The 25,331-nt window shown below is 52.4% G+C and carries 18 protein-coding genes and 1 pseudogene; 8 read left to right on the top strand and 11 right to left on the bottom strand.

All coding sequences use genetic code 11. The features are described 5' to 3' along the window. Positions 1-191: 191 nt before the first annotated feature. The gene (locus H6A34_RS08020; RefSeq protein ID WP_021947053.1) at positions 192-1,217 is read right to left on the bottom strand and encodes an efflux RND transporter periplasmic adaptor subunit; all 1,026 of its coding nucleotides are present in this window, start codon (positions 1,215-1,217) and stop codon (positions 192-194) included. Positions 1,218-1,830: 613 nt separating this feature from the next. On the opposite strand from H6A34_RS08020, the gene H6A34_RS08015 reads away from it, so the two are divergent. Further along, complete coding sequence (locus H6A34_RS08015) at positions 1,831-2,715, top strand: AraC family transcriptional regulator (RefSeq protein WP_205104743.1); 885 nt, start codon at positions 1,831-1,833, stop codon at positions 2,713-2,715. Between the two features lie 226 nt (positions 2,716-2,941). After that, positions 2,942-5,215: a replication restart helicase PriA gene (gene priA / locus H6A34_RS08010; RefSeq protein WP_205104741.1), complete on the top strand. Its 2,274-nt coding sequence runs from the start codon at positions 2,942-2,944 to the stop codon at positions 5,213-5,215. A gap of 141 nt (positions 5,216-5,356) precedes the next feature. Here the strand turns inward: priA and H6A34_RS08005 are convergent, their stop codons facing one another. The 4 genes from H6A34_RS08005 to H6A34_RS07990 all read right to left on the bottom strand — a co-directional run bounded on the left by H6A34_RS08005 (position 5,357) and on the right by H6A34_RS07990 (position 9,263). After that, a complete protein-coding gene (locus H6A34_RS08005) occupies positions 5,357-6,496 on the bottom strand; it encodes a CapA family protein (RefSeq protein WP_205104739.1) in 1,140 nt (379 codons plus the stop codon). A gap of 98 nt (positions 6,497-6,594) precedes the next feature. Beyond that, positions 6,595-7,149, bottom strand: coding sequence for a C40 family peptidase (locus H6A34_RS08000; protein WP_021947733.1), 555 nt, complete (start codon positions 7,147-7,149; stop codon positions 6,595-6,597). Positions 7,150-7,502: 353 nt separating this feature from the next. Beyond that, positions 7,503-8,510, bottom strand: a complete 1,008-nt coding sequence (locus tag H6A34_RS07995; RefSeq protein ID WP_205104737.1) for a hypothetical protein — start codon at positions 8,508-8,510, stop codon at positions 7,503-7,505. A 375-nt stretch (positions 8,511-8,885) separates the two neighbouring features. Next, the gene (locus H6A34_RS07990; protein WP_205104735.1) at positions 8,886-9,263 is read right to left on the bottom strand and encodes a hypothetical protein; all 378 of its coding nucleotides are present in this window, start codon (positions 9,261-9,263) and stop codon (positions 8,886-8,888) included. Between the two features lie 89 nt (positions 9,264-9,352). Here H6A34_RS07990 and H6A34_RS07985 point away from each other — a divergent pair, with 89 nt between their 5' ends. The 3 genes and pseudogenes from H6A34_RS07985 (at position 9,353) to H6A34_RS14995 (ending at position 14,382) form a co-directional block, all read left to right on the top strand. After that, complete coding sequence (locus H6A34_RS07985; protein WP_420870823.1) at positions 9,353-12,067, top strand: TonB-dependent receptor; 2,715 nt, start codon at positions 9,353-9,355, stop codon at positions 12,065-12,067. A 77-nt stretch (positions 12,068-12,144) separates the two neighbouring features. Beyond that, a pseudogene (locus H6A34_RS07980) lies at positions 12,145-13,314 on the top strand (hypothetical protein); the annotation flags it as partial. Beyond that, complete coding sequence (locus H6A34_RS14995) at positions 13,312-14,382, top strand: hypothetical protein (protein ID WP_420870822.1); 1,071 nt, start codon at positions 13,312-13,314, stop codon at positions 14,380-14,382. The pseudogene H6A34_RS07980 and the gene H6A34_RS14995, both read left to right, overlap by 3 nt. Positions 14,383-14,517: 135 nt before the next feature. On the opposite strand, the gene H6A34_RS07975 is transcribed toward H6A34_RS14995, so the two are convergent. Further along, entirely contained in the window at positions 14,518-15,024 is a 507-nt protein-coding gene (locus H6A34_RS07975) for a gamma carbonic anhydrase family protein (RefSeq protein WP_021947104.1), read from the bottom strand. A 196-nt stretch (positions 15,025-15,220) separates the two neighbouring features. Between H6A34_RS07975 and H6A34_RS07970 the strand changes: the two genes are divergently transcribed. Together H6A34_RS07970 and H6A34_RS07965 are read left to right on the top strand one after the other, a co-directional pair. Next, the gene (locus H6A34_RS07970) at positions 15,221-16,276 is read left to right on the top strand and encodes a sensor histidine kinase (RefSeq protein WP_205104733.1); all 1,056 of its coding nucleotides are present in this window, start codon (positions 15,221-15,223) and stop codon (positions 16,274-16,276) included. Between the two features lie 118 nt (positions 16,277-16,394). Further along, complete coding sequence (locus H6A34_RS07965; RefSeq protein WP_205104731.1) at positions 16,395-16,913, top strand: LytR/AlgR family response regulator transcription factor; 519 nt, start codon at positions 16,395-16,397, stop codon at positions 16,911-16,913. Between the two features lie 7 nt (positions 16,914-16,920). Here the strand turns inward: H6A34_RS07965 and H6A34_RS07960 are convergent, their stop codons facing one another. Both H6A34_RS07960 and H6A34_RS07955 read right to left on the bottom strand, forming a co-directional pair. Continuing rightward, positions 16,921-19,524, bottom strand: coding sequence for a carboxypeptidase-like regulatory domain-containing protein (locus tag H6A34_RS07960; protein ID WP_205104729.1), 2,604 nt, complete (start codon positions 19,522-19,524; stop codon positions 16,921-16,923). Beyond that, positions 19,518-20,411 carry a GLPGLI family protein gene (locus H6A34_RS07955; protein WP_205104727.1) on the bottom strand — a complete coding sequence of 298 codons (894 nt, stop codon included), beginning with the start codon at positions 20,409-20,411 and terminating at the stop codon, positions 19,518-19,520. Before H6A34_RS07955 ends, H6A34_RS07960 begins: the two co-directional genes overlap by 7 nt. Before the next feature lie 780 nt (positions 20,412-21,191). Between H6A34_RS07955 and H6A34_RS07950 the strand changes: the two genes are divergently transcribed. Beyond that, on the top strand, positions 21,192-22,193 hold the full coding sequence (locus tag H6A34_RS07950; RefSeq protein ID WP_205104725.1) for a hypothetical protein: 1,002 nt from the start codon (positions 21,192-21,194) through the stop codon (positions 22,191-22,193). A 126-nt stretch (positions 22,194-22,319) separates the two neighbouring features. Here the strand turns inward: H6A34_RS07950 and H6A34_RS07945 are convergent, their stop codons facing one another. From H6A34_RS07945 to H6A34_RS07935, 3 genes are all read right to left on the bottom strand, one after another. After that, complete coding sequence (locus tag H6A34_RS07945) at positions 22,320-23,393, bottom strand: linear amide C-N hydrolase (protein ID WP_205104723.1); 1,074 nt, start codon at positions 23,391-23,393, stop codon at positions 22,320-22,322. 150 nt (positions 23,394-23,543) lie between these two features. Further along, positions 23,544-24,329, bottom strand: a complete 786-nt coding sequence (locus H6A34_RS07940) for an ABC transporter ATP-binding protein (RefSeq protein WP_205104721.1) — start codon at positions 24,327-24,329, stop codon at positions 23,544-23,546. Between the two features lie 133 nt (positions 24,330-24,462). After that, positions 24,463-25,209 carry an MlaE family ABC transporter permease gene (locus tag H6A34_RS07935; RefSeq protein ID WP_021948701.1) on the bottom strand — a complete coding sequence of 249 codons (747 nt, stop codon included), beginning with the start codon at positions 25,207-25,209 and terminating at the stop codon, positions 24,463-24,465. Between the last annotated feature and the right edge of the window lie 122 nt (positions 25,210-25,331).

Raw genomic sequence — 25,331 nt, 5'->3', positions numbered from 1 at the left:
CGGTAGTGCATCGCCCATTCCACAAAGTTGCGTTTCTTCTGTTCCATTGTTTGATTTTTTTATGTTGACAAGCAGACGGGGTACAAGCTGGCAAGGAGATGACCATTGCCTGGTGTGCCGGCAGTTGTCGGCCGGATTGAACGTGATGTTCCTTGTATGCTTGTTTGCCTGTTACCTGTCTGCTTGAGGAATTAAAATTTAACCTCCGTACCTTCGCTTACTTTCTGCTGTCCGGCAGTTATTATCTTGTCGCCGTCGGCAAGTCCGGAGATTATCGTTACTCCGTCGGCGGTGAAGTCGCCGCATTCAACTATACGCTTTACGGCCTTTCCGCCTGCTGCCAGCCATACAAACTCGTTGTTGTTCTCGTCAATCTGTACGATGTGTGCCGGTATGATGCATGCCTGTGACTGTCCGTTGTCTTTGAGGGTTACCGTTGCCACCATGCCGGGCATTAGCTTGCGTGAGGCGTTGTCGACATTAATCTTTACGTCATACGAGCGCGACAGCGGGTCGGCCGATATCCCTTTCTCGCTCACGGTACCGCTGATGGTCTCTCCGCCGAGGGCGCTTACGGTGATATTGGCCTTCTGTCCTACGTTCACTTGCGCTATCTCGTTTTCCGGTACGGCAATTTTCACTTTCACACGGCCTACGGCCACGAGCTTGGCGATGGTAGTTCCCTCAGCCACGTTCTGTCCTTTCTCGCCCGTCTTCTTTGATATTACACCGCTGAACGGTGCGTACAAGCGGCAGTCGCGCAGCTGCTTTGCAGCCACTTGCTCTGCGGCGCGGGCGCGCTCGAGCGTGGTCTGGGCGTCAACCCATTTTATTTCGGGCAGACTACCTTTGTCGTGCAGCTCTTTCATACGGCGGTATGCATCGTCGGCTTGCGCCAAGGCAGACTTTGCCGCGTTATAGTTGTTAGTCAGTTGTTCGGCGTCGAGCGTGGCTATGAGTTGTCCCTTGGCCACGCGGTCGCCCTCGTCAACGTTCATTGTCCTTATCGTTCCGGGCACAGCGAAGCTCAGCAGCGTGCCGTTTTCTTCCTCTACCGTGCCCGAGAAACGGCTTGTGTTTTCTCCGTTGACGGTCTTTACCTGTGTTACTTCCACCTTTACAGTTTTAGGTTGGTTGTTCTGGTTGTCTTCTTTCTTACCGCATGCGGTCAGCAATGTAGCTGCCAGCAACATCGGAATAAGGTGATAGTTTCTCATCTTGATATTGTTTTTTTAATTTCACAGTGCAAAATTAGGGTGTTTTTGACCTCTTTTTCTCTTCTGGATGTCTGCGTAAATGTCCTATTTTAGAATAGAATGAATTTTAGGACATAACTATTCACTTATGGATAATCTTTCTGTTGCCAATGTAAAAACTGCCGTATGTATTTTGACTGTTTTCCTGTTTTATTGCCGTTGTTGACAACTTGAATTACGGCATTCGGTGTTCTGTTCTCCATATATATAATAAGGTATAAGGCAAATGTGCCGTGTTTATCGCTGTTATGCAGCTATAAGCGTTGTAAAAGACCGTCAATCGCAACGCAAAAGGCCGTCTTTTGCAAGCTAAAAGGCCATCTTTTACATTGTAAAAGGTGGCCTTTTGTAACGCATTGAATGTCAATGCGATACGGCGTAGATGGCCAAAGGCTTTACCGGAAACCCGTTGTGGACAGTCGGGAGACGGTCGGGCGCATGACGGTTCTTGCCCGTCGGCATTACGGAACGAACTGTTTTTTATTCTTAAAAAAGGACTTTCAGAGTATTTCTAATTACTTTTGGATAACCGTAATGTCGCAGAAAATGATTTTCTTTGCATCCAAAAAGGATTATGGATGTAAAAATCGGAAATCTTGAGAACCCTGAGATCAGGCAAAAGCTGAAATACACTGACGGTAAGATAGCCTTGATTGACGAACTGACCGAAGTCAATCCACGTAACGCCTTGCAGTTCGACGGAGTGTACGTGTTGCTCTGTCTTGGCGGTAAATATACGTTCGAGATTAACGGGAAACAGTATGTAGGGCATAAGAACGACGCTGTGATATGCTCTCCGGAGTCGATATTGAGCAACGTGCTGCTAAGCCCTGACTTCAGGTTTCGCTGCGTGTTTATTTCCACCGAGTATGCCGAAAAGACGCTGCCCCTGCCCGCCCAAGGGTGGAATTACAGGCTTTTCATCGAGCACAACGCCTTGATTTCACTTCTGGACAGCGAGACTGAGGGCTTCTGCCGATATTTCGATTTGTTGAAAGCCAAGTTTTCCGATAGCACAAACGTGTTCCGCGACAAGATTCTTGACGCCCTTGTTCTGGCCTTTGTTTACGACTTCGGCAACGTGCTCGGCCGTATCGCCGGCCTTCGCCCGCGCCCGATGTCGTCGGCGGAGAACATCTTTGACAGGTTTATAAGCTTACTGGCACAGTCGTATCCGAAGCGCCGCGACGTGGCGTATTATGCCGACAGGCTGAACATAACGCCTAAATACCTGACCGTTGTGTGCAAGAAGACGGGCGGAAAGACGGCCTCTAAAATCATTGACGCCTACGTGACGAAGGACATTGAGCGCCTGCTGAAAAGCACGAGGAAGAGCGTCAAGGAGATATCCAATGAGCTGGAGTTTCCCAACACGTCGTTCTTCGGGCGCTACGTAAAGAAGAACCTCGGCTGTGCGCCAAACGAGTTCCGGCGCAGGCAAGTCCCGGGCCATTCTTGATTCATAATTGAGCTGGTGGGCTATTCTTGACTCTTAAATCTTCATTCTTGATTGGAACAAGGTTCATGCATAATTCATGACTGGGTCGCAAGGCGTGTGATGGGGCCGTGTTCATGGCCTTTCTTACGGCCATAGACAATTATATTCATTTCATTGGGCAACAAAACAGCAGTTTTTTATTAACTTTGCACGTCGCAGCTCAATTATGGATTATGCATTGTGGATTATGAGTAGTTATATAGATGTTTTGTTGCCTGTGCCGCTTGACGCCCTTTTCACTTACTCCGTTCCGCCGTCGCTGCAGGGCAGTGTGGAGCGTGGCAGGCGTGTGCTTGTGCCTTTCGGCCGCAACAAGACTTGCGTAGGATTGGTCATGAAAGCGCATGACACAAAGCCTGAGTTTGACGTCAAGGACATAAAACTCGTGCTTGACGACTCACGTATCGTGACCGACATCCAGCTGAAGTTATGGCATTGGCTCTCGGATTACTACATGTCGGCGCCCGGCGACGTGCTGCAGGCTGCGCTGCCAGGAGGACTTAAGGCCGTGGACGCGTACAGGCCGAAGACCGAACAGTGCCTTGCGCTCGCCCCGGAGCTGCGTTCCGAGCGTGGCATGCATGTCGCCCTTGACATGCTGAAGCGCGCCGACAGGCAGTATAAGGCTTTCGCGTGTTTCCTTTCCATGACCCGTTGGGATACCATCGAGGGCGCAACCACGCACGAACCGGTGGTTGAGGTTACGCGCGACGAACTGATGAACTCGGCCCACTGTACGTCGGCTACGCTTAAGAACCTTGTCGACCGTAAGCTTCTTGTGCCCTATGAGCGTGAGGTCGGGCGCCTGAACCATGGCGGCGAGCCGCACCTTGAGAACATAAAGCCCCTGAACGAGGCGCAGCAGGAGGCCTACAATAAAATCATGTTCTCGTTCCTTAAGAAGAACGTGGTGCTTCTTCACGGCGTAACGTCAAGCGGAAAAACCGAGATATACATACACCTCATACGCCAGGCGCTCGAAAAAAAACAGCAGGTTCTTTACCTACTGCCCGAAATAGCGCTGACAGTGCAGATCCGTCAGAGGCTCCAGCGCGTGTTCGGCGACCGCCTCGGCATATACCATTCAAAGTATTCCGACGCCGAAAGGGTTGAGATATGGCGCAAGCAGATGTCGCCTAATCCGTATGAAGTAATCCTCGGCGCGCGCTCGGCAGTGCTCCTTCCGTTCACCCGTCTTGGTCTTGTCATCATCGACGAGGAGCACGAGACATCGTTCAAACAGCAGGACCCGGCGCCCCGTTACCATGCCCGCTCGGCGGCAATAATGCTCGCCGCGATGACTGGAGCCAAGACCTTGCTCGGCTCGGCAACGCCATCTCTCGAGAGCTGGAACAACGCCCGTACGGGCAAGTACGGCTACGTGCGCCTTGACAAGCGGTATAACGATATACAAATGCCCGAAATCACGGTTGTAGACATCAAGGATTTGCAGCGCCGCAAGATGATGAACGGCCCCTTTTCGCCGCTTCTCCTTTCGTGCATACGCCGTGCGCTGGACAACGGCGAGCAGGCAATCCTGTTCCAGAACCGCCGCGGATTCGCCCCGATGATTGAGTGTCGCGAGTGCGGATGGACGCCAAGGTGCGAGTCGTGCGACGTCTCGCTTACTTACCATAAGGCTCTCGGGCAGCTCACTTGCCACTATTGCGGCCGCACGTATGCCGTGCCCGAAGTGTGCCCGTGCTGCGGAAGCCGTGACCTCAGGGGGCGTGGCTACGGTACGGAGAAGGTGGAGGACAAGGTGATGGAGCTGTTTCCGGAAGCGCGTGTGGCGCGTATGGACCTCGACACGACGCGCACCCGCAATGCCTATGAGCGCCTGATAAACGACTTTTCTGCACACCGCACCGACATTCTCATCGGCACGCAGATGGTAAGCAAGGGCTTGGATTTCGACCGTGTGTCGGTTGTGGGCATACTGAATGCCGACTCCATGCTTAATTATCCTGACTTCCGGGCCTACGAGCACGCCTTCATGATGATGGCGCAGGTGGCCGGGCGTGCCGGCAGAAAAGGCAAACGGGGCCTCGTTATACTACAGACCAAAAGCCCGGAGCTGCCTGTCATCACGCAGGTAGTGCATAATGACGTTGACGGTTTTTACTCCGACCTGCTCGAGGAACGGCAACTGTTCCATTATCCGCCGTTCTTCCATATCGTGAACGTCTATCTCCGGCATAAGGAGAACGCGGTTGTAAGCACGGCGGCTGACGCCATGGGGGCTCTGCTTCGCTCGTGGTTCGGCGGCAGGGTGCTTGGCCCGGACAAGCCGTCGGTAGCAAAAGTCAAGGCGATGAATATCCGTAAGATTGTCTTGAAGCTTGAGAACGGCATTGACAGGGACAAGGTACGAGTGTACTTAGGTAAGGGCAAGGAGGCCATTTTGCGTGACCAAAGGTTCAGGTCGGTTCAGGTTTATTTTGACGTTGACCCATTGTAGGTATTGGCCTGGTTTATAATCAATTTGCAATTAACCGTCAATCGCGTTCCAATTGACTATCTTTTATACGGCGAAAGGCCGTCTTTTACAGGATAAAAGACGGCCTTTCGCAATCATTGTCATGCCGAACTCCATGTACGCTTATCGTTTCCGGCCGTTATTCCTGTCGGTTATCGTACCGTCGTCGGCTATGATGAGGCGGCCGTCAGGTATGTCCTCGGCCGTCAATTCGCGTATTCTGTTGATTACAACACCCGTCGTATCTCGTCTCGGGCCAATGCCCCGACGTTGTATGAACGGATGTATCTGTCCGGTGATGAAGTGTCCCTGGCGGTCGATTCGTGCCTCGATTACCGGAGCGTAGCCCGATACGCCGGCCACGCTGATACCGAACGGTGTGCAGAAGTTGCCCAGGCTGTATGCTATAAGGCGGTCACGGTAAAGCTCTACGCAGCGCACTACGTGTGGCCCGTGCCCGAAAACGATGTCTGCCCCGTGGTCTATGCAAAGGTGGGCGAACTCGCGTAACGACCCACGGTCTTCCCCGATGTACTCCTCATGGCCGTATGGCAGGTGGCTGTATGCCGTGCCCTCGCCTCCGCCATGGAACGAAACGATGATTATGTCGGCCATGGCGCGCAGCGTGTCGAGTATTTCCGTCACTTCGTCAGGGCGTTTGTGGCTTATGGTAAAGGCGTTATGTCCGAAGGCGCAGAGGCCGAACTTTACTCCTCTGCGCTCTATTATGGCCCATTTACGACGGCCGCGCAGTCCGGCGTAGGCTATGTCTTGCCCGTCGAGCGCATGCTCGGTGGAGCGCACTCCGTCCCATCCGAAGTCGAGCGAATGGTTGTTGGCCATGCAAAGGAAGTCGAACCCCGCCTCGCCGAGCCGTGCGGCGTATTCCACCGGAGTGCGGAAAGCGTAGTTGTATTCATGCAACGTCTTCTTAGTATGGCATGTCGTGTCGCACAGAGTGCCTTCAAGGTTTCCCGCGGCGATGTCCGCGCGGCGCAGTACTTGTGCCGCGTCGGCAAACAATAGGCGTCCTTCGTCGGCGGGGAGAACGCTGTCAGGATAAGTGGTTCCCATCATAATGTCGCCGGCCATGGCAATGGTGTATGTGCTGTCGGCGGGCAGTGGGGCGGATGGCGGCATGGTGTCAGCGGCCGCTACGGTGTATTCCGTTGTGGCTTGCGGTGCCTTTGCTCCGCTGTCGGGCTTGCATGCGGCGGCAATGCAGCACGCTGCGGTGATGAGTATGGTATGCTTTGTTGTCACGGTATGCGGTAAAACAAACAGCCAAGAACTGCCGTCGTGGCTTAGATGGCCATGTTGCGGTGTCCTTGGCTGTGGTATGTCGTTATGCTTGGGGCTGTTTATTGCAGTACGCGGCGCGCCCCTACGTAGCGCCGTGAGTAGTATCTTTCTTTCGAGTTGCTGACCCTTACGCCCGTTGTACTGGCGTGTATGAAGTTGAACGAGCCGCTGATGGGGTCGACGTCTACCACGATTCCAACGTGTCCTATGGGGCCGCGGGTACTTGAACCGGTGAAGAATACCAGGTCGCCCGTGCGCAGTTCGTCTTTGCTTACGGCCTCGCCCTGGGTGTATTGCGCACGCGACGAGCGGTTAAGTTCTATGCCCATGTTCTTGAATACGTAGCTGGTGAAGCCGGAACAGTCGAAAGCGTTGGGTCCTGACATTCCTCTGCGGTAGCGCGCCCCAAGGTGGGAGAACGCCTCGTCGAGCATATCGTCGATTTGTGAGAACTGCATGTCCTCGCCGTAATCTTCGTTATCGTATATGAAGTCGTAATTGTCTATCTCCTCGTAGTTCTCCTTGTTGTCGTTGTCAGGCTCGTTGTCGGCCATCGCCGGGGTGCCCGCAGTAAAGAGCAACAGTGCCGCTACGAATATTTTAAGGTGTTTCATGCTTTGTCGTCAGGTCTGTTTATTTAGTATAAATGAAAGGGTTTTGTAAAAAACGATTGCGAAGTTAACAAAAAACGGCGTGAAAAACAAGTGTGTTTACATCTTTTTTGGCATGCAAAAAGTGTGCCAGCATGCCTGTGTAATACATGTTATCTGCTGTTATATAGTGATTTACGGCAATATGCCTGAAATAAAACTTCAACCCGTTGCGTTTACATTCTTTAAGAAACAAGTGTTTCCTTTTTTAGCATAATGTTGGCGTTATGCATGTGCGCGGGGTTTGCCGTTGACATAAAAATGGCGCCGGCAACTACACACAAGTTGTCGGCGCCGTGTTATTGAGAGGTATGTATTTATTTAGCCTCGGTGAAATAATAAGTCAAGCCCATTGTCTCGGTCTCTCCGTCGTAGCTTTCCGTATAGCTCTCTGTTATCTGCATGTTGTTGCCGTCGAACTCAACGAGCACCCTGCCGTCGGGGTCGTCAAGGTTGTTGTACCATGAGTAGATCAGGTAGCCCTGAGCCTCGTTCTCCCATTTCCATGTAGACACGGCAAGCTCCTGCCCCGTATAATACACTACGTAGGTGCCGGTCTTGGTGAAGACTACCTCCTCGGGCCATGCGGGCATGATGTCTTCTATCTCGTCGTAGTCGCTTTCGTCATAGTCGGGGTCGTTCTTCTGGGCTAACTCGCGCAGCTTCTCGAGCAGTTCCTCGGGGCTGTTGCCTTTCACGTCGATAACCCTCTTGCCGTTATAGTCAAAGAAGAGGCGCGCGGCAGCCATGTCCCACGTGCGGCACAGCATGTTGGACTTCTGGCTGTTGAGGTCGGCGTTCTGCCTTGTGGCCTCGATGGTTACGGTCTGTCCGCCGTCGGGCGTTACCTCGAGAGTGTAAGAGTTGCCTGTCCCGTCTTGTGTTACTTTAACCGTTCCGAAGCCTTCAAGGATGTACGTGCCGTCTGCCCCTACGGTGTATTTTCCGTAAAGGATGGGCGAGTAATATGCCCTTGTAGCCTGTGTGGCGGCCGTGTTGGCGAATATTGACGGCCTTTTGGCCATTGCCGCCATGCCGCGCGCAGCCTGTGTTGCCTCTTTTGCGGCAGCCGCCGGCGCCGGGGTGACGCCCGACATGGTTACGAGATAGTTGCCGCTTTCGGTAAACTCGATTGACTCGTAGGGGCTTGAGCCGTCGCTGATTTCATATTTTGCGGCTGAGGCCTCGTATGCCGGCGGGTCGAATTTGCCTCCGCCGTCATTGTCGTCGTCATCGCTGCACGACACAAGGGATACTGAACATACGCACATGGCAATGATTGCAAACAGCAACTTGCCGATGTTGTAATCAAATAACTTCTTCATTTTCATGTTCGCTAATGTTTGTGTTAATATTGTATATGGTTGGTTTGTCCGTCATTGGGTACCGCTGCAAAGATACGTATTTTGCCGTTTGCGTGAAAACGGGGTTCAGCCTGATTGTGGATATTGTGCCGGTGACGGTGCTTAACAGGTATTAAAAAATGCTTGTTCGGCTCATTTTATTTTTTCAGTGGCGGTATGCCGGCGGTAGCGTTGCCGTAGGACGCCGTTTTGACGTTTTTCCGTTAAAATGCCGTCTACGCTTACATATTGATTTTTCGTGGCGCGTCTGTATTGCGTTATTTGGAAAAATAAATCTTTTGGCGGAGAATATCGCAGTTTTACGTGTGCATGTCTATGCCGTTGTAAGCCAACGATTTATGCCTCTGCGGCGGCTTTGTGTGCATCAGTAGGCCCTGTTTTCTTGTGCGGAATGCGGCCTTTTGGAGTGTAAAAGGCCATCTTTTGCGCTACCGAAGACGGTCTTCGGTAACAGCGAAGGCCGTCTTTTCGCATGGCAAAAGTGCGCGAATGTATGGTCTGATACCGTGTTTTGAGGTTTTCCGGGCTGTTTTTCATTGCGTGGATGACGGCTGCCGGTACTCCGTTTTTTCTGGTTGCTTGGTTTTTACGTACATTTCTGGAGTGACAAAAAGTAACTTGGCGTGAAGCCTTAATTTTGAAGAAAATTTGTTGTAAATGCTTGATATTATATAAATTAGGTGTATTTGTCGATGTAATTTCATTGAAAAACAATCGTCAACGTTTACTAACAACGCAGCAACTCCATTGAAACATGGCCGCCGTAATTTTGCAGCGGAAAATTGATTAGGATAGTTTTTATGATGGTAAAAAGTAGTATTAAGAGATTTTTTAGTGCCACGGTGTTGGCGTCGGCCCTCATTATGCCGGTATTCGGGGCGGGCGTCAATGACGTGGAGGTGGACGTTAAGGGCAGCATTAAGGACCAGAAGTCTAAAGAGCCGCTTATCGGCGCTACGGTGCACGTTATCGGCAGCGACATCGCTACCGTGAGTGACGTGGACGGAAACTTTCAACTCTCGGGACTGAGAGATGGCATCTATGACATTGAAATAAAGTACGTGGGATACAAGACAGCCGTAAAGCGGCAGGTTAAGATAGAGGACAACAAGGTGACCACGCTCGACTTCGAGCTTGAGACGGACAACCGCCAGCTGGCGGACGTAGAGGTTGTGGCCAAGGCCAACCGTGAGTCGGAGAACGTTACGATGATGGAGCAGAAGCGGTCAATCGTAGCCGTGCAGACCATCGGCGCGCAGGAGCTCTCACGCAAGGGCGTAAGCGACGCGCAGGCGGCCGTGACAAAAATATCCGGAATATCCAAGCAGGAAGGCGTCAAGAACGTATTTGTGCGCGGACTGGGCGACCGCTACAACATCACCACGCTAAACCGCTATCCCATTCCGTCGGAAGACCCCGAGTACAAGAACATCGCGCTCGACATATTCTCTACCGACATAATACAGTCGGTAGACGTCAACAAGGCCTTCTACAGCGGCACTCCGGCCGACGTTGCGGGCGCCGACATCAACATAACGTCGAAAGAACTGACCGGCGCCGGCAAGTTCAACATAAGCGTTTCGGGAGGTTTCAACACGCAGACCCTCTCGTCCGACTTCCAGAGACTGGACGGTGTAAACGCCTTCGGATTTGCCAACAGGACGCAGCCGGGCGAGAATCTTGACACATATAACTTCCGTAACTCGCTCGACCCGAGCCGGCAGAACCTGCAGATAAACCAGAGTTACACACTGTCGGGCGGCAAGCGCTTCATGATAGGCGACAATCCGCTGTCGTTCTTCATCGTTGCCAGCCACAACAAGAACTACACGCATTATGAAGAGGAGGTGCGCAACACTACAACTTCAGGCACCATCTCGCAGGACATGAACGGCGACATATCCAAGGTGGAGACAAGCCAGTTGGCCATGGCAAACCTCGAATACAGGCACAACCGTAAGCACAGGCTGGCTTATAACTTCATGCTTGTACACGCAACCAACGAGTCCGTGGGCGACTATCTCGGCATGGACAACGACTATCAGTCGTCAGACACTTACGAAGGGTTCATGCGCCGCCAGCAGACCAACGACAACATGCTCATCGTGAACCAGCTCGACACCAAGTGGCAACTCAGCAAGCTGTTTGACCTCGACGCCGGACTGTCGTACAATATCATAAAAGGCTATGAACCAGACCGCCGTATCAACAACCTCGTAAAGACCGACGAAGGCTACGTTCCCATGCGTGGCACAGGAATACAGCAGCGCTATTTCTCCGAGCTTGACGGCAAAGACCTCAACGCACGGGTGGCTCTCACGTATAAACTCAAGGACAGATTCGATCATAACTCAAACGTAAGGATCGGCTATATGGGCCGCTTCGTCGACGACGGGTTTGAAGCCGTTGAGTATGACATGTCCGCCGTGGCGCGCACTCCTTTCGATATGTCAGCCATCAGCTTTGATGACTACTTCAACCAGGACAACTTTGCCGCCGGGGACTTCCTACTTGACCGCCAGAATGACATGTATTCTGTCAAGAAGAACATACATTCAGCCTACGCGGAGGCCACTTACCAGTTTACGTCTAAGTTCATAGCCAACCTCGGCCTGAAGTATGACAACGTTGACATGACGGTAGACTATAACGTGAACAAGGGCGGAAGCAAAGGCAGCCAGGATATAAAGAAGTCGTACTTCCTGCCAACGCTTAACCTGCGTTACAACCTCAACGAACGCCATGCGTTACGTCTGGCAGCCAGCAAGACGTACACACTGCCGCAATCGAAGGAAATATCGCCCTTCCGTTACGTCAGCGTGAGCTTCAACAGCCAGGGTAATCCCGACCTGAAACCGTCGGACAACTACAATGTCGACCTGAAGTGGGACTGGTACATATCGCCCTCCGAGCTGTTCTCGGTCACCGCTTTCTACAAGTATATCAAGCGCCCGATATCCAGGATCGAGATTGCCAGCGCCGGAGGTTTCCTCTCTTACCAGAACATCTCCGACCATGCTACGGTTGCCGGAGTTGAGATGGAGCTGAAGAAGCATATCTTCTCACGTGCCCTTGAGGACAACGGCATGAGCCGTCTGACCCTCGGCGTAAACGGAGCGTACACATATACTTGTGCAAAAGTGCCCCTCGCAACCGACCCTTCGGGTTCGCAGCTTGAGGGAGCGGCACCCTGGATAGTCAACGCCGACCTCACTTACCTGCTCAGGAAAGGCTCCAATACGTTTACCGGAGCGTTGGTGTTCAACTATTTCAGCGACCGCCTATACACCATTGGTACCCAAGGATACCAGGATATAATGGAAAACGGCATTCCGACGCTTGACTTCATCGCTTCTGCACGACTCGGAAAGCACTTCTCAATCAACCTGAAGGCACGCAACCTGCTCAATTCTGCCCACCAGCTTACGCGTAAGGGCAACGAAACCAACGAGGATGTAGTGCTCAGCAAGTACAAGAAGGGCATGGACTTAAGTCTCGGACTGTCGTACAACTTATAAGAGTATTAAGGTGTAACATCATATAAGGTAAAAAGAAAAGATACAGAAAACCAAATCAAACTAATTTATTTAGCAACATGAAAAAGTTATTTCTGACAGCAATGGCATTCGTAGCCATGATGAGCGCGATGAGTTTTACTTCATGCAGCGACGACGACACTAACGACAACGGTGGCGGAGGAGGTGGTGGCTCAACCACTGGAGGTGTCGAACTGAACGGCGCCATCGAGGGAACCGTTACTCTTGAAGCCGACAAAGAATACCGTCTTACGGGTGCGGTGACAGTTCCTGACGGAGCTACACTCAACATTCCGGCCGGCACAACAATCAGGGCTACGCAGGGTTTCTCAAGCTATATCTTGGTAGAACGTGGCGGAACAATAAACGCTGAAGGTACAGCCGACAAACCGATCGTGTTCACCGCTGATACCGATAATGCCACTGCGGGCTATTGGGGAGGACTGATAATCAACGGTAATGCGCCTATCACCGGTGGTGGAGAAGGCGTTACCGAGATAGATAATAACGTTTCTTACGGTGGAAACGACGCAAACGACAACAGCGGAGTGATAAGATACGTGGAACTTTGGTACACCGGAGCGCGCAGCTCAGCTGATATCGAGCACAACGGACTGACACTTAACGGCGTAGGAAACGGAACCACAATCGAGAATGTCTATATCGCAGAGGGCGCTGACGACGGAATTGAGTTCTTCGGTGGTACGGTTAATGTTTCAAATCTGCTCGTAGTCAACTGCGATGACGACTGCTTTGATTTCACTCAGGGCTATTCAGGCACGCTGACCAACTGCTACGGCATTTGGGAAGACGGCTTCACAAGCACCGAGGAAGACCCGCGCGGCGTTGAGGCTGACGGTAATCTTGACGGGGACATGCCCGACGGAGCGCCCCAGGCAGACTTTACAATCAATGGCATGACTATCGTTAACAACTCTTCAACGCAGTCAATGCAGGACGCAATCAAGGTTCGCCGCGGCGCGACAGCACACATAACAGATGCCGTTGTGTATGGCTCAGGCCAGATAGAGAACCTTATTGACCTGACCGACGGCAAGGGCGGAGCAGGCAGCAGTACGGATATGAGCGTAAGCAATAACGCTTACTACATTTCTGACGCTACCATAAACGATGGCGGAACCACTTATTCAGGAGTGAATGTCGAGACAGGCAACGACGGTGCTGACGTTTCGGCGTTGAACTGGACGGGATATGAATTCCCCCAATTGAACAACACCACGGTTGCAGCAGCTGGCGACCTGCCGCTTGAAATCAGCTCACCGATAGCTTTGGAGGCTGGACAAGAGTATTTCATCAACGGCTCTGTACATGTGAAAGAGGGCGGAGTGCTGCTTATTCCTGCCGGCATGACAATCAAGGCAAGGGAAGGTTTCTCAAACTTCATTCTCGTTGAGCGCGGCGGAAAGATTTACGCTACGGGTAGGGAAGACGCTCCCATCACTTTCACGGCCGACGCAAGCAATGCAACAGCTGGTTACTGGGGCGGTATCATAATCAACGGAAATGCCGTTATATCAGGTCCTTCGGGTAGTGTGAACGAGGGTGTGACAGAGATTGACAACAACGTTCCCTACGGTGGCGACCAGAACAACGACAACTCAGGTGTTCTCACTTACGTAAGTATCCTCTACTCGGGCGCCCGCTCAAGTGCCGACATCGAGCACAACGGACTTACCCTTAACGGCGTAGGCGCAGGAACAACCATCGAGAACATTTACATTGCCGAGGGCGCAGATGACGGTATAGAGTTCTTCGGAGGCTCTGTGAACGTAAGCAACCTGCTTGTTGTCAATTGCGATGATGACTGCTTCGACTTCACCCAGGGTTATTCAGGTACGCTGACCAACTGCTACGGACGTTGGGAGGCTGGCTTCACGAGCACCGAGTCAGACCCGCGCGGCGTTGAGGCTGACGGCAACCTTGACGGCGAAGGCAGCACGGCTCACTCTCCGCAGTCAGACTTTACAATAGAGAACATGACAATAGAGAATCTCTCAAGCTATCCGATGCAGGACGCAATCAAGGTTCGTCGCCTCGCTAAGGCAACAATCAACAATGCCCTCGTAATCGGTTCGGGCGAGATACAGGAGCTTGTCGACCTTACCGACGGCCTGGATGACGCTGACCCGACAAGCGTAATCAACGTCACCAACGGTGCGACCAACGTAGGCGCCCTGACCAACAGCGGTAATCCCGAAGGCGCAACGGTTAACATTGCCGACGGTAACACTGGTTGCGAGACCGACATTTTCGGATGGACTGGATACACTCTTTAAATTAAGAATTAAGAGTTAAGAATTAAGAAAACAATTCTCTCTGAATTTAAGACAAAGAGCTAATATTTAAGAGAATGTGCCTTGTTGGAATAATAACCAGCAAGGCACATTCTCTTAACTATTAGCTCTTAATTCTTAACTATCCAAGTACCACTTTGAGTACTCAACATAATGCGCGGCAAAGCTCTCCGCCTGGTCAGGTCTGGTTTTCTTCAAGAACTTCGCAGGCACTCCTCCCCATATCTCGTGAGGGCCAATCTTCGTGCCCTGGAGCACCAGCGCGCCTGCCGCCACGATGGCTCCTTCGCCTATGTCGGCGTTGTCGAGCACCGTCGCGCCCATGCCTATGAGCGCGCCACGGCGTATCGTGCAGGCATGCACCGTGGCGTTATGGCCTACGGTTACGTCGTCTTCCATCACGACGGGGCCAGTAGTGTTTGTCACGTGTACGCAGGCGCCGTCCTGGATGTTCACCCTGTTGCCCATCGTTATCGGCGCAACGTCGCCACGCACCACTGCGTTGAACCATACTGAGCACTCGTCGCCCATCATGACTTCGCCCACTATTGCCGCCGTTTCACTGAAATAGCAGTCCTTGCCCCACTTCGGCGCAAGGCCCTTTACTGTCTTTATCAATGCCATGTCAATATGTTTTAATATCTGTTTAACGGTTGCAAAGTTAATCATTTGCCGCCAAACGTGAATCGTGCGGGCATGTAAATCGTAGCTTGCGGTATTCCTTCCGTCGGCGTATTTTCACGTTTCGGTATGTTTTTGTTTGTTTGTTCGGGTTAAAAACACTTACTTTGCACCACGGTTGAAATACGGACGAGACACTATGAAGTTCTGGTTTGACACATTAAGGAGCCGCCTGCTGCTCACGTTGGTTACCTATGCGCTGTACCTGTTGCTGTACATTGCTACCGACAGCGTGGCCCGCGACTATTACCTCGGCGGCGGTTATTCGGCTTGGGGATACGTGATAGACATCGTGACGACGCTCGTCATGATATTCCTTTTCGTCCAACTGTCAATCTTCTACAGCCGTGCCGTTCACCAACGGCTGGTCTCCACGACCCATCCTTACGGCGGACTGATGGCGTATTCGGTGACACTGTTGTTGCTCAACAACCTCGTGGCATACGTCCTCGCGCGGCTTACGGGCTATCTGTTCTTCATTGACGGCCTGCCGTTCCTGCAGGTGCAGCACATCTACGTGTACGCTACGATGGCGGCGTTCATCTCCGGCACGTACACCAGCGCCTACTACCTGCACCAGTACATGATTGATGCCGACGAGAAGAAGCGCCTCGAGACCGTTGCCATGCAGGAGAAGATGAACGCCCTAAAGCAGCAGATTGACCCGCACTTCATGTTCAACAACTTCAGCATACTGTCCGAACTGATTGTAGAGGACGGGCGGCTGGCGGTGAAGTTTCTCGACAACCTGTCGAAGGTTTACCGCTACGTGATAGGCAACCACGACAAGGACACAGTGGCTCTGTCGGCCGAGCTGGCTTTCCTCGACTCCTACATGTACCTCATGAGCATGCGTTACGAGGATGCGGTGATAGTCTCCGTGTCGGGCGAGTTGCGCAATTCTCCAGGCCGCATACCGCCCGTCAGCCTACAGCTGCTCGTTGAGAACGCCTTGAAGCACAACCGGTTCTCCGCCACACAGCCGTTGCTTGTGCGCCTGTCGGTGGTCGACGGCTGTGTGGTAGTAAGCAATACGATGCACCCGCTGGCCTCGCCGCCGGTGTCAACGGGCGTCGGCCTGAGCAACATTACCGCCCGCTACGCCCTGTTGTGCAACCGTAAGCCGAGAGTGTCCAAGGCCGACGGCGTGTTCACCGTCTACCTTCCTATAATCACGGACGCGCCGCATGAGTGACAGCCTTTGCCTTGGCAATACTTTAATGATATCATATATAGCTTGTAAAACCGGCCGCCTGTGCCCAAACCGTGCCTTTGCATGTACGGAGAGCGCACGGGCGGCAATCTTACCGACAATGAACGTACTTATCATAGAGGACGAAAAGCGCAACTTCAACCGCCTGAGGCGATTGTTGCAGGAGATAGACTACACCATAAACGTTGACGGACCGACGGCCAGCGTTGACGAGACGGCGGACTATCTGTCGTCACACACGCCCGACCTGATACTCGCCGACATACGGCTTACCGACGGCTTGAGTTTCGATACGCTCGAACGGACAGATGTTCAGTCGCCCGTAATCTTCATCACGGCGTATGACGAGTATGCCATACGCGCCTTCAAGTATAACGGCATTGACTATCTGCTGAAGCCCGTCGACCCCGACGAGCTGGCCGCCGTCGATAAGGCGCGCCGTATGAGGCGACAGGCTACCGAGGACAACATGCGCCAGCTTATCGAACAGATGCGGCGGGGCGGCTACCGGTGGCGCGAGCGCTTCCTTGTTGCCGGGCGGCGTTATTATAGGGCGCGTTTTAGTCTGTCCGGGCGTGTGTTTTCACGTGTTGTTTTTTACTTGCTTGCCTGCGTATAGTGTTGTTTCAGAACTTCAGGTTTAGCCCGAGCATTACCTCGCGGCCACGTAGCGGCACGCCTGTGTAGGCGTAGTTTGCGCCGTCGAAGCGTGACTCTTCGTAGCGCCGGCGGTCAAGCAGGTTGACGGCGGTGAGCATTACGGCTACGGTTTTGGTTATGTCGTAGCGTGCCCCGGCGTTTACGAAGATGTTGGTTGAGTACTGTCCGTGGCTTATCTCGAACGTAGCCTGCGACATGTCGGCGCGTATCTGCAGGCCGGCGATGGGGTAGAGCGTCGCGCCTAACGTGTAGTAGATGTTCTTGAGCACGTTGCTGCCCTGCGAGAAAGCGTCCGGACGCTTCCACGTCACGTTGCCTGCGGCCGTCAGCCGGGCGCTTAGCCAGCGCAGTTTGTTCCAGTTCAGAGCGACGTCGGCACTTGCCGCGCTGTACCGAATGTAGTCCTCAGTGCCGTTCTGCGAGGCCAGCTCTTTGTTGTACGAGTAGCTTACCGAGCCTTTCAGGCTGATTTCCGGCGTGCGCCAGATTTTCTTCATATTGCCCACCACGCTCCATGACGTGTGCCGGTTGTCGCGCCATACGGGACTGATTACGGTCATGCCGCCGGTGTACAGATAGCTCCAGTAGCGCTCCCGCTTTATCTGCTGCCATCCGGCATATATGTTCCACGACAGCATCGACGCCGTGTTGAGCCATGCGAGGCTGGCCGATACCGTGGCGGTGCGGCTTGTCTGCAGGCTATCGGTGCCCACGGTGTACGTGCGGTAGTTGTTTATGATTATACCGTTGAACGGCGTAGCCTGAGTGTCGGCGCCCTTTATAAGGCCTACTGTGAGGTCGGCCGTCAGCAGTGTGCTTATGGTGAAGTCGGCGTCTACCAGCGGCGAGAACATCACTTTGCGCCTCTTGGCCCTCCCGCCGCCGTATTCGTAGCTGATGTATTCTACCGGAAGGTTGACGTTAATGTCGACATCGCCAAGCATAATCTCGTAGACTGGCTCTATCGTATGCAGCCAATAGCTGCCCCGTTGTTTGCCTTCGAGATAGCTTGCGGCGGTATTGTTGTGCTTGTATTCAAGTATATAGCCTAACATCAGGCTGCCGAGCGGCACGCTGAAGCTCGTCCCTATGCGGTTGCGTGTTATCATGCTGGCCGCCGAGTAATGCACGGGCGAGGCCATTGGGCCTGCCTCTTGGCCTGGCAAACCGCCCTGCACGCTTGCACGCTCATAGCTTGTCTGCCTGTAAAACCTTGTCAGCGACGATATTTCAAACAGTCTCGGGCCTGTGTTAAGCGTGGCGTTGAGCACGTTCTGGACGTAGTACGTCCGTCGGTTGACGTCCTCTTCTATCGGTCCGAGGTTACTCCCGTTGCGGTTAAGGGCGTCGCCGTGGCTGAGCATGGCCGACACTTCGTCGTTGATGAACCATCTGCGGGAGTTCAGTTCGTAGCGTAACTGACCCTTTACAAGGTCCTGCTTGTCGCGTATCTTGTTGTTTTCGTAAATGCTAACGGTGTCTTGACGGGTGACGTAACGGTTGAAGGTGCTGTCACGTTTCAGCGAGTTGTCGCGCCACCAGGTTACGTTCAGGCGGAGCGTCTGCTCCTTAGTGAAGGCGTGCAGGTAGTTAAGCGCGGCGTAATACGACTTGTTGTCAAGGTAGTATTGCTTCGACAGGGGCGGCGTTCGGGCCGTAGGCGAGTAAAGAAAGGGCTGCGGCAGGGGCTCGGTATTGTACTGCGAGCCGTAATAGTCCATGGCATGCGTCATGCCGCTGAGGTCGATTCCGCAGTTGTTCATCGACGCCGAGACCATCAGCTGGTTCTTCCTTGCGATGTTGAATGCCGTCAGCCCGTTGTTCCAAATCGTCGGACTGACGCCTATCCCGCCGTCAACCTCGCCGAAGGGGCGGGCCTTATAGTCCTTCTTCAGCTTCAGGTTGAGCGTGGCGCGGTCGTTTTTCACCTTGTCCTCGAGCGCCTTTATGGGTTGGTTTCGCTCCATAACCTCCACCTGGGCGACGGCCTCCGCCGGCATGTTTTGCGTCGCCTGGTTATACTGGTTGCCCATAAGGTCAAGGCCTTCGATGTTCACCTTGTTTATTGCCTTGCCCTGATAGCTTATCTGTCCGTAGTCGTCTATCTCTATTCCGGGCATTCGTTTCAGCACGTCTTCTATGCTGCGGTCCTCCTGCTGGCGGAAAGCCTCTACGTTATATATAAGCGTATCCTTGCGCCGTGTTATCGGGTCGATGGTCACGGTGACGTTGTCAAGCTCTATGGCGTTGCGCTTCAGCGTCGCGTCATAGCGTGTCTTGCCCGGGCGCAATGGCGCCGCGGCGCTCTCGTAGCCGAGGTATGAGAACGTAATCTGCCGTGCTCCGGGCTTGTTCTTTATGCTGTACGTGCCGTCGCTCTTGGTTAGCGTGTAGGCCAGCAGCGAGTCATTGCTGTCAAGCAGCTTGCAGGTTACGCGCGCGATGGCCTTGCCCAGCCCGTCGGTAACGGTGCCCGTGAGCGTTGAATTGCCGTTCTGGGCGCTGGCTGAGAGTGTAGGCAGGAGGGTGATTAACGTAGACAGAAGTGACAGAAAGGCGCCTCTTACCATACAAGTTCAATCCCGTTATATGGCCGCTTGGGGAAGTTTGCCTCGGGAGTGACCCATTTCCCGTTTACCATTTTCTTGACTTTATAAGCCTCTACGGACAGGTTGTCGAAGTTTTCGGTGTCGTTGCGTATGGCTGTAAGCGCCTCTTCGCGTGAAGTCTTGTATATTCTTGTTATGAAAGACTTGCGGTACAGGTACATGTCACGTAACGAATCGGCCTTCTCGACGCCGTTGTTGGTGAATACGTAGTTATGCTTGGTGTCGCTCAGCTGCATGATAAGGCCCGGCAGTCCGCCGAAAACGTAAGGCCCTACGGGCAGGCTTATGTCCTCGGCATACCACGCCTCGTAGTCTCGTCCGGCATAAGAGCACTTGGCTTTTTTGCACCGGTGACCGTTGATGAGCGTATCGCCGGGCGCCAAAGTCCATTCAATCTCGGGCGTGAAGGTGTATTCATACGCCTTCAGGATATCGTCAAACTGCACCGTAGTTAGCCTTGTGTCGAGGTCGGTAATGCTCGCCAGAAGGAGATGGGTATTCGTTAGGGCTGCATTTTCGGCTTCCACGGCAGCCTTGTTGCGCTTGTTCTTGCGGCTCTTGTTAAGGTAGATGTCAAGAGAGTCCTCTAAAAGCTGGTAATATTCGCCGAACCTTGCGTACCTGTCGGATACCTGCACAATGGTCTGTGTCTCGGTATATTCGTCGGTTTTGGTAGAGTCTTTCAGGTACTTTAACTTGTAATAAACGTTCACTTGGGCGGTATCGTACGCCTGTTTCTTCACCTTCCTATAGACATTCATTCCTCCGTCAGGGCTTGTAATCTGTGCATTTTGCGCCTGTGCGGCGATGGCTATCGCGGCAAAGAGAATGAGAATAATCTTTTTCATGATAACATTTGTTTCTGTATATTTGTTTTTCTTTGCAAAAGTAGATAATATTTGGTTAGGTTGAATATGAAAAAAAGGTTTTTCATGACGGCTTCATGATATTTTACTTTATTTAAACTATCGTCTGTCGGCGAGCTGACAGCCTGTCGACGGATGTTCAACCGTGAGTCGTATTGCGGGAATATGTACGGAGCGTTGCCGTTACCGGCTGTGCCGTCGGTGGCGTTTGCCGTTGTGAAAGACGGCAGACGGCAACGCGAAAGGCCGTCTATTGCACGTCAAAAGACCGTCTTTCGCATTGTAAAAGACGGCCTTTCGGTTTGTAAGTAAACATGTATGAAATGATTAATGAATAATGATAAATGAATAATCAGGCGTGGCGGTTGTAAGCGAAAGAGGTCGTTTTGCTTACGGTTTTCAGCGGGTTGTGATGACGGGAATCGTGCCTGATGCAATATTCTTACGTAAATTATCGGGTTATGGATTGTCGGTTCAGCCCTTGAGTTTGCCTGTTCGGTAAAATAAGGGCGGGTATTTAACTAATTTTATGTTGCCCAATCCGCCCATGTTTACGCATAATTTGTATCTTTGTTTCACGAATATAGGATGCGGTTCGGCAGTGGCAAGTCAAAAAACTTCGTCTTTTTCTTGCCGCAGCACTCACCTTTCACTATATTTGTTTCACGAATATAGGATGCGGCTCGGCAGTGGCAAGTCAAAAAACTTCGTCTTTTTCTTGCCACTGCACTCGCCTTTCACTATATTTGCAGATAACAACAAATGAGATGGAATATCATCATTATGCGCATGGGTAAACGTTTATTTACGGCAGCATTGCTGTTTGCCGCGGCGTCGGTAGCGGCAACGGCGCAGGAGCTTTATGGCGGACAGGCGCTTGGCCGGCCACAGTATGAGTTGCCGGGGACTATGCAAGGGGTGAAGACTCCCGATTTCTTGCGCGACTCGCTGACGTTTGTCAGACGCATGAAGGACTCTCTGTGGATGGCTCCAGTGGTGAGGCAGTGGAGCATGCCGATGCGCATGCCCGTGGAGGCGACGCAGTTAGGCAGGATGAGCGCCGTGGTACAGGCGGGCGGCGGGCTGCCACTTACGTATTATCCTTACTCCTCCGACTACCGCACGGGCGGCGTTATAACGTCGTGGAGGGGCGGGGCCATGTTCGGTTCGGGTGCCCATGTGTCAATGCCTGGCCTTATGTCGGTACAGAATGCCACGCTCGGAGTGACGCAGACGTTCGGCAACCTCACCATGACCGCCACCGTATCGGCCGACCGTTCGAGCCTGTGGAGCACTGGGCCGGGCATGGGCAGCGGCGGCGGAGGTATGCGTACGCTTACCCGTGGCACGTATTACACCTTTGGCGGGGCGATGACTTACCGCTTCAACGATAACATCTCGGCCACCGTCTTCGGCCGTTACAGCACCAACCGCTCGTTTTATTCGATGGGCGCCATGCCTTACCTTGGTACTTCGGGATACGGAGGTTTCCTAACGTTCATGGGCGAGACAGTTGGCATGGACCTCGGCGTTGAGCGTTATTACGACACGTTCGCGCAGCGCTGGGTAACGTCGCCCATCGTGACTCCCAAAATAAGATTCAGTGAAAAGTTTGTCCTTGAACTGCCCGTGGGCCCTCTTGTCAAGGACTTAATTGATAATGCGGTGCATAACAACAAGCGCCGCAGCGGCCCGATGATTATGCCCGAGGGCCTGCCGAGCGTGGCTCCGATACCCTTCGGACCACCGGAAATGCCGAGGTAAATTAAGAATTAAGAGTTAAGAATTAAGAAAAATACTCTTGTTGATATAGTAATGAAAGCATATTTTCTTAATTCTTAACTCTTAATTCTTAATTCTTTCAGCTCTTAATTCTTAATTCCTATCCCGTTAATTCGGATTAACGGGATAGAAAGGTTGTTCTTTCACATCGTCAAGCGGCACAACCTTGTATTTCACTTTTGCGAAATTTATTCTGCCGAGGTCAATCATCCGTATGGCGCTGTTGTACATCGTGCGGTAATAAATCTTGCGGCCCGTCATGTCGGTTGCCGACGTCCACTGCGTGGCACTGGGTATGTTGACGGGCGTTTCGCCCTCGGAGGTCTCTATGCCGATGGGTATGTCGAAATTGTTGAGTATCTGGAAGCACTGCCTTACAGTGCTGTCGGCTGTGCCGAGCACGGGTGCCGTAGCCTGGTACCATGCCGCGCGGACGAAGCGCGAAGGCGGGGTAACGTCGCCGGGAATGCCCAAGAAACCGCTGCCTGCGCCGAAAGAGGTCAGCTGGGTGGCGCCGAGCTGCTTCTGCTTTGCCGTGCCCGGATACAGGTTTATGTAGTTGTTGAGGTTTGTCATCTGCCAGTCAAAACTCGGAGAGTTGGTCAGCACGCCCAGCGTATTCTCGTAGACGTTCAATTTCCGGTCGACAATCTCTATCACGACCTGCCGCCCCGACGGGTCGGCTATGCGCCAGTGGGCCGTTGAGGCGCGCGGGTCGATGGCGATGACGTGTACGTCCTTCAGTCCGGCTAATGCCTCGTCGACGGTCTTGAAGCTGCCCAATATCCACGCGACAAGCTGCAGGTCGGCAATGCTTTGCGCCTTTACTGCCTCGTTGTAGTTCTCGTACAGGCCGTAACGCGGGAAGTAGAACAGCCCGGCCGACAGTCCTTCTTCGTTCAGTCCCTCGGCAACGAACTCGTCCTGTTCTACAGACAGGCCTACGTATCCGTACTTGGCGGTGAACGTCATGCCGCCCTTCACGCCGCCGGGGATGTACGACTGCTGCGTGAAACCTCTCGGAACGACGGCGTAGCGGCTGTTAAGGTCGCTGCCTCCCCATTCGATTGTACGGGCGAGAACGGTGGTGCCGTCGCCGCTTTTCAGCGTAATGCCGGTGCAGGCAAGCGCAGCCTGTGCCGCGATAAGCAGCGTGATTGTGGCTAATAACTTTGTTTTCATAAGCAATTGAAATTTAAATTAAGAATTAAGAGTCAGGAAATTAAGAGTTAAGAGTTAAGAATTAAGAGTTAAGAAAGTAAGCCTTTCTTGTTATAAGCAGCAAGAGTATTTTTCTTAATTCTTAAGAGTTAAGAAAGTAAGCCTTTCTTGTTATAAAGTAAAACTTTCGGTTTTTCCCTTCTCCAGTGCCGCCTTGCGCATTTTCTTGAGCAGGTCTGAGGCGAAAATAAAGTCGGTAAGGCGCTTGTTGTCGCTGCCCATTACTTGTGCGCTGACGCCTTCCCACTCCTTATGTCCTTCGTAAATGAAGATGATGTTTTCGCCAATGCCCATCACGGAATTCATGTCGTGGGTGTTGATAATGGTCGTTATGCCGAACTCATGGGTAATGCTGTGCAGCAGTTGGTCGATGACAAGTGATGTCTTGGGGTCAAGACCGGAGTTGGGTTCGTCGCAGAACAGGTACTTGGGGTTGAGCGATATGGCCCTGGCTATAGCCACACGCTTCTGCATTCCGCCCGAAAGCTCGCCCGGAAACTTATGGTCTGTGCCCGTAAGATTTACCCTGTCGAGACATGTCCGGGCGCGGTGTATGCGCTCGCGGAGGGTCATTGACGAGAACATGTCGAGCGGGAACATCACGTTCTCGAGTACGGTCATCGAGTCAAACAGTGCCGCGCTCTGGAATATCATGCCCATCTCGCGCCGTAGCGAGGCTTTTTCCTTCTTGTCCATCGCGACGAAGTTGCGTCCGTCGTACAGTACTTCGCCTCCCGTAGGCTCAAGCAATCCCACGAGATTCTTTATCAACACGGTCTTGCCCGAGCCGCTCTGGCCTATTATGAGGTTGGTCTTTCCGCTCTCGAACACGGCGCTTATGTCTTTAAGCACTTCCTTGTCGCCGAACGATTTGCAAAGATTCTTTATTTCAATCATTGTCTTTTGCGGTTATGAGGTTATGGGGTTTGCGGTTATGAGGTTTTGTTTTAGTCGTTGTGTACATCTTGTTTCATTGGAAATACAGTATGTTTGGCAACCGTATAACCGTAAAACCTCATAACCGTAAGACCTAAGATAATATCTGTGTGAGGAACAAGTCTGAGAACAGAATCATCACGCTGCTTGTTACTACGGCGTTGGTGCTCGACTTACCGACGTTTACCGAACCTCCCTCGACCGTGTATCCGTAATATGAAGGGATACTGGTTATGAGGAAAGCGAAGAACAGGCTCTTGATGATACTCATGTACATGAACCACGGGGTGAAGTCATACTGCAGGCCGATGGTGAGGTCTTCGGGGCTGATAACATGCCCGATATACGCCGTGGCGTATGCTCCTATTATGCCGGAGGCCGTGCTGAAGATTACGAGGAACGGCATGAGGGTCATCATTCCCAATATCTTGGGCAGTATGAGGAAGTTGGCCGAGTTGACACCCATTATCTCCAGCGCGTCGATCTGCTGCGTTACGCGCATTGTTCCGATTTCCGAAGCGATGTTTGATCCGACCTTTCCCGCCAGGATTAAGCACATGATGGATGACGAGAACTCGAGCAACATGATTTCACGGGTGACGTAGCCGGTGACGAATCTCGGCATCCATGCGCTCTGCACGTTAAGTTTTATCTGGATACAGATTACCGCTCCGATGAAGAATGATATCAGGAGGACTATTCCTATGGAGTTTACGCCAAGCGCAGACATCTCCTTCACGTATTGTTTAAGGAACATCCTGAAACGCTCCGGACGGTTGAACGCCCTGCCCATAAGCATGAGGTAACGTCCGAAGTTTGTGAGATATTTCTGTAAAAGCATACTTATTTAATTTAGTCTGAAAGTAGACAAGATACGAGCAGACGAGGATGTTACCCTTGCTTGCGGGCTTATTGGCATATATCGTTCACTTACAGACTTATAGTTCGATTATCGTATGAAAT

This window comes from Marseilla massiliensis, assembly GCF_016899855.1.
Classification (GTDB): domain Bacteria; phylum Bacteroidota; class Bacteroidia; order Bacteroidales; family Bacteroidaceae; genus Prevotella.
The sequence above is the reverse complement of the archived record's forward strand: the minus strand, read 5'-3'. Positions and strand labels throughout refer to the sequence as shown.

Bases quoted from the DNA above. Each gene is read 5' to 3' on its own strand.
- H6A34_RS07970 (WP_205104733.1), top strand. From the start codon at position 15,221: ATGAAGTTCTGGTTTGACACATTAAGGAGCCGCCTGCTGCTCACGTTG.
- H6A34_RS08000 (WP_021947733.1), bottom strand. From the start codon at position 7,149: ATGAAACACCTTAAAATATTCGTAGCGGCACTGTTGCTCTTTACTGCG.
- H6A34_RS07975 (WP_021947104.1), bottom strand. From the start codon at position 15,024: ATGGCATTGATAAAGACAGTAAAGGGCCTTGCGCCGAAGTGGGGCAAG.
- H6A34_RS07940 (WP_205104721.1), bottom strand. From the start codon at position 24,329: ATGATTGAAATAAAGAATCTTTGCAAATCGTTCGGCGACAAGGAAGTG.
- H6A34_RS07955 (WP_205104727.1), bottom strand. From the start codon at position 20,411: ATGAAAAAGATTATTCTCATTCTCTTTGCCGCGATAGCCATCGCCGCA.
- H6A34_RS08015 (WP_205104743.1), top strand. From the start codon at position 1,831: ATGGATGTAAAAATCGGAAATCTTGAGAACCCTGAGATCAGGCAAAAG.
- priA (WP_205104741.1), top strand. From the start codon at position 2,942: ATGAGTAGTTATATAGATGTTTTGTTGCCTGTGCCGCTTGACGCCCTT.
- H6A34_RS07995 (WP_205104737.1), bottom strand. From the start codon at position 8,510: ATGAAGAAGTTATTTGATTACAACATCGGCAAGTTGCTGTTTGCAATC.
- H6A34_RS07950 (WP_205104725.1), top strand. From the start codon at position 21,192: ATGAGATGGAATATCATCATTATGCGCATGGGTAAACGTTTATTTACG.
- H6A34_RS07985 (WP_420870823.1), top strand. From the start codon at position 9,353: ATGGTAAAAAGTAGTATTAAGAGATTTTTTAGTGCCACGGTGTTGGCG.
- H6A34_RS07965 (WP_205104731.1), top strand. From the start codon at position 16,395: ATGAACGTACTTATCATAGAGGACGAAAAGCGCAACTTCAACCGCCTG.
- H6A34_RS07935 (WP_021948701.1), bottom strand. From the start codon at position 25,209: ATGCTTTTACAGAAATATCTCACAAACTTCGGACGTTACCTCATGCTT.
- H6A34_RS07945 (WP_205104723.1), bottom strand. From the start codon at position 23,393: ATGAAAACAAAGTTATTAGCCACAATCACGCTGCTTATCGCGGCACAG.
- H6A34_RS08020 (WP_021947053.1), bottom strand. From the start codon at position 1,217: ATGAGAAACTATCACCTTATTCCGATGTTGCTGGCAGCTACATTGCTG.
- H6A34_RS07960 (WP_205104729.1), bottom strand. From the start codon at position 19,524: ATGGTAAGAGGCGCCTTTCTGTCACTTCTGTCTACGTTAATCACCCTC.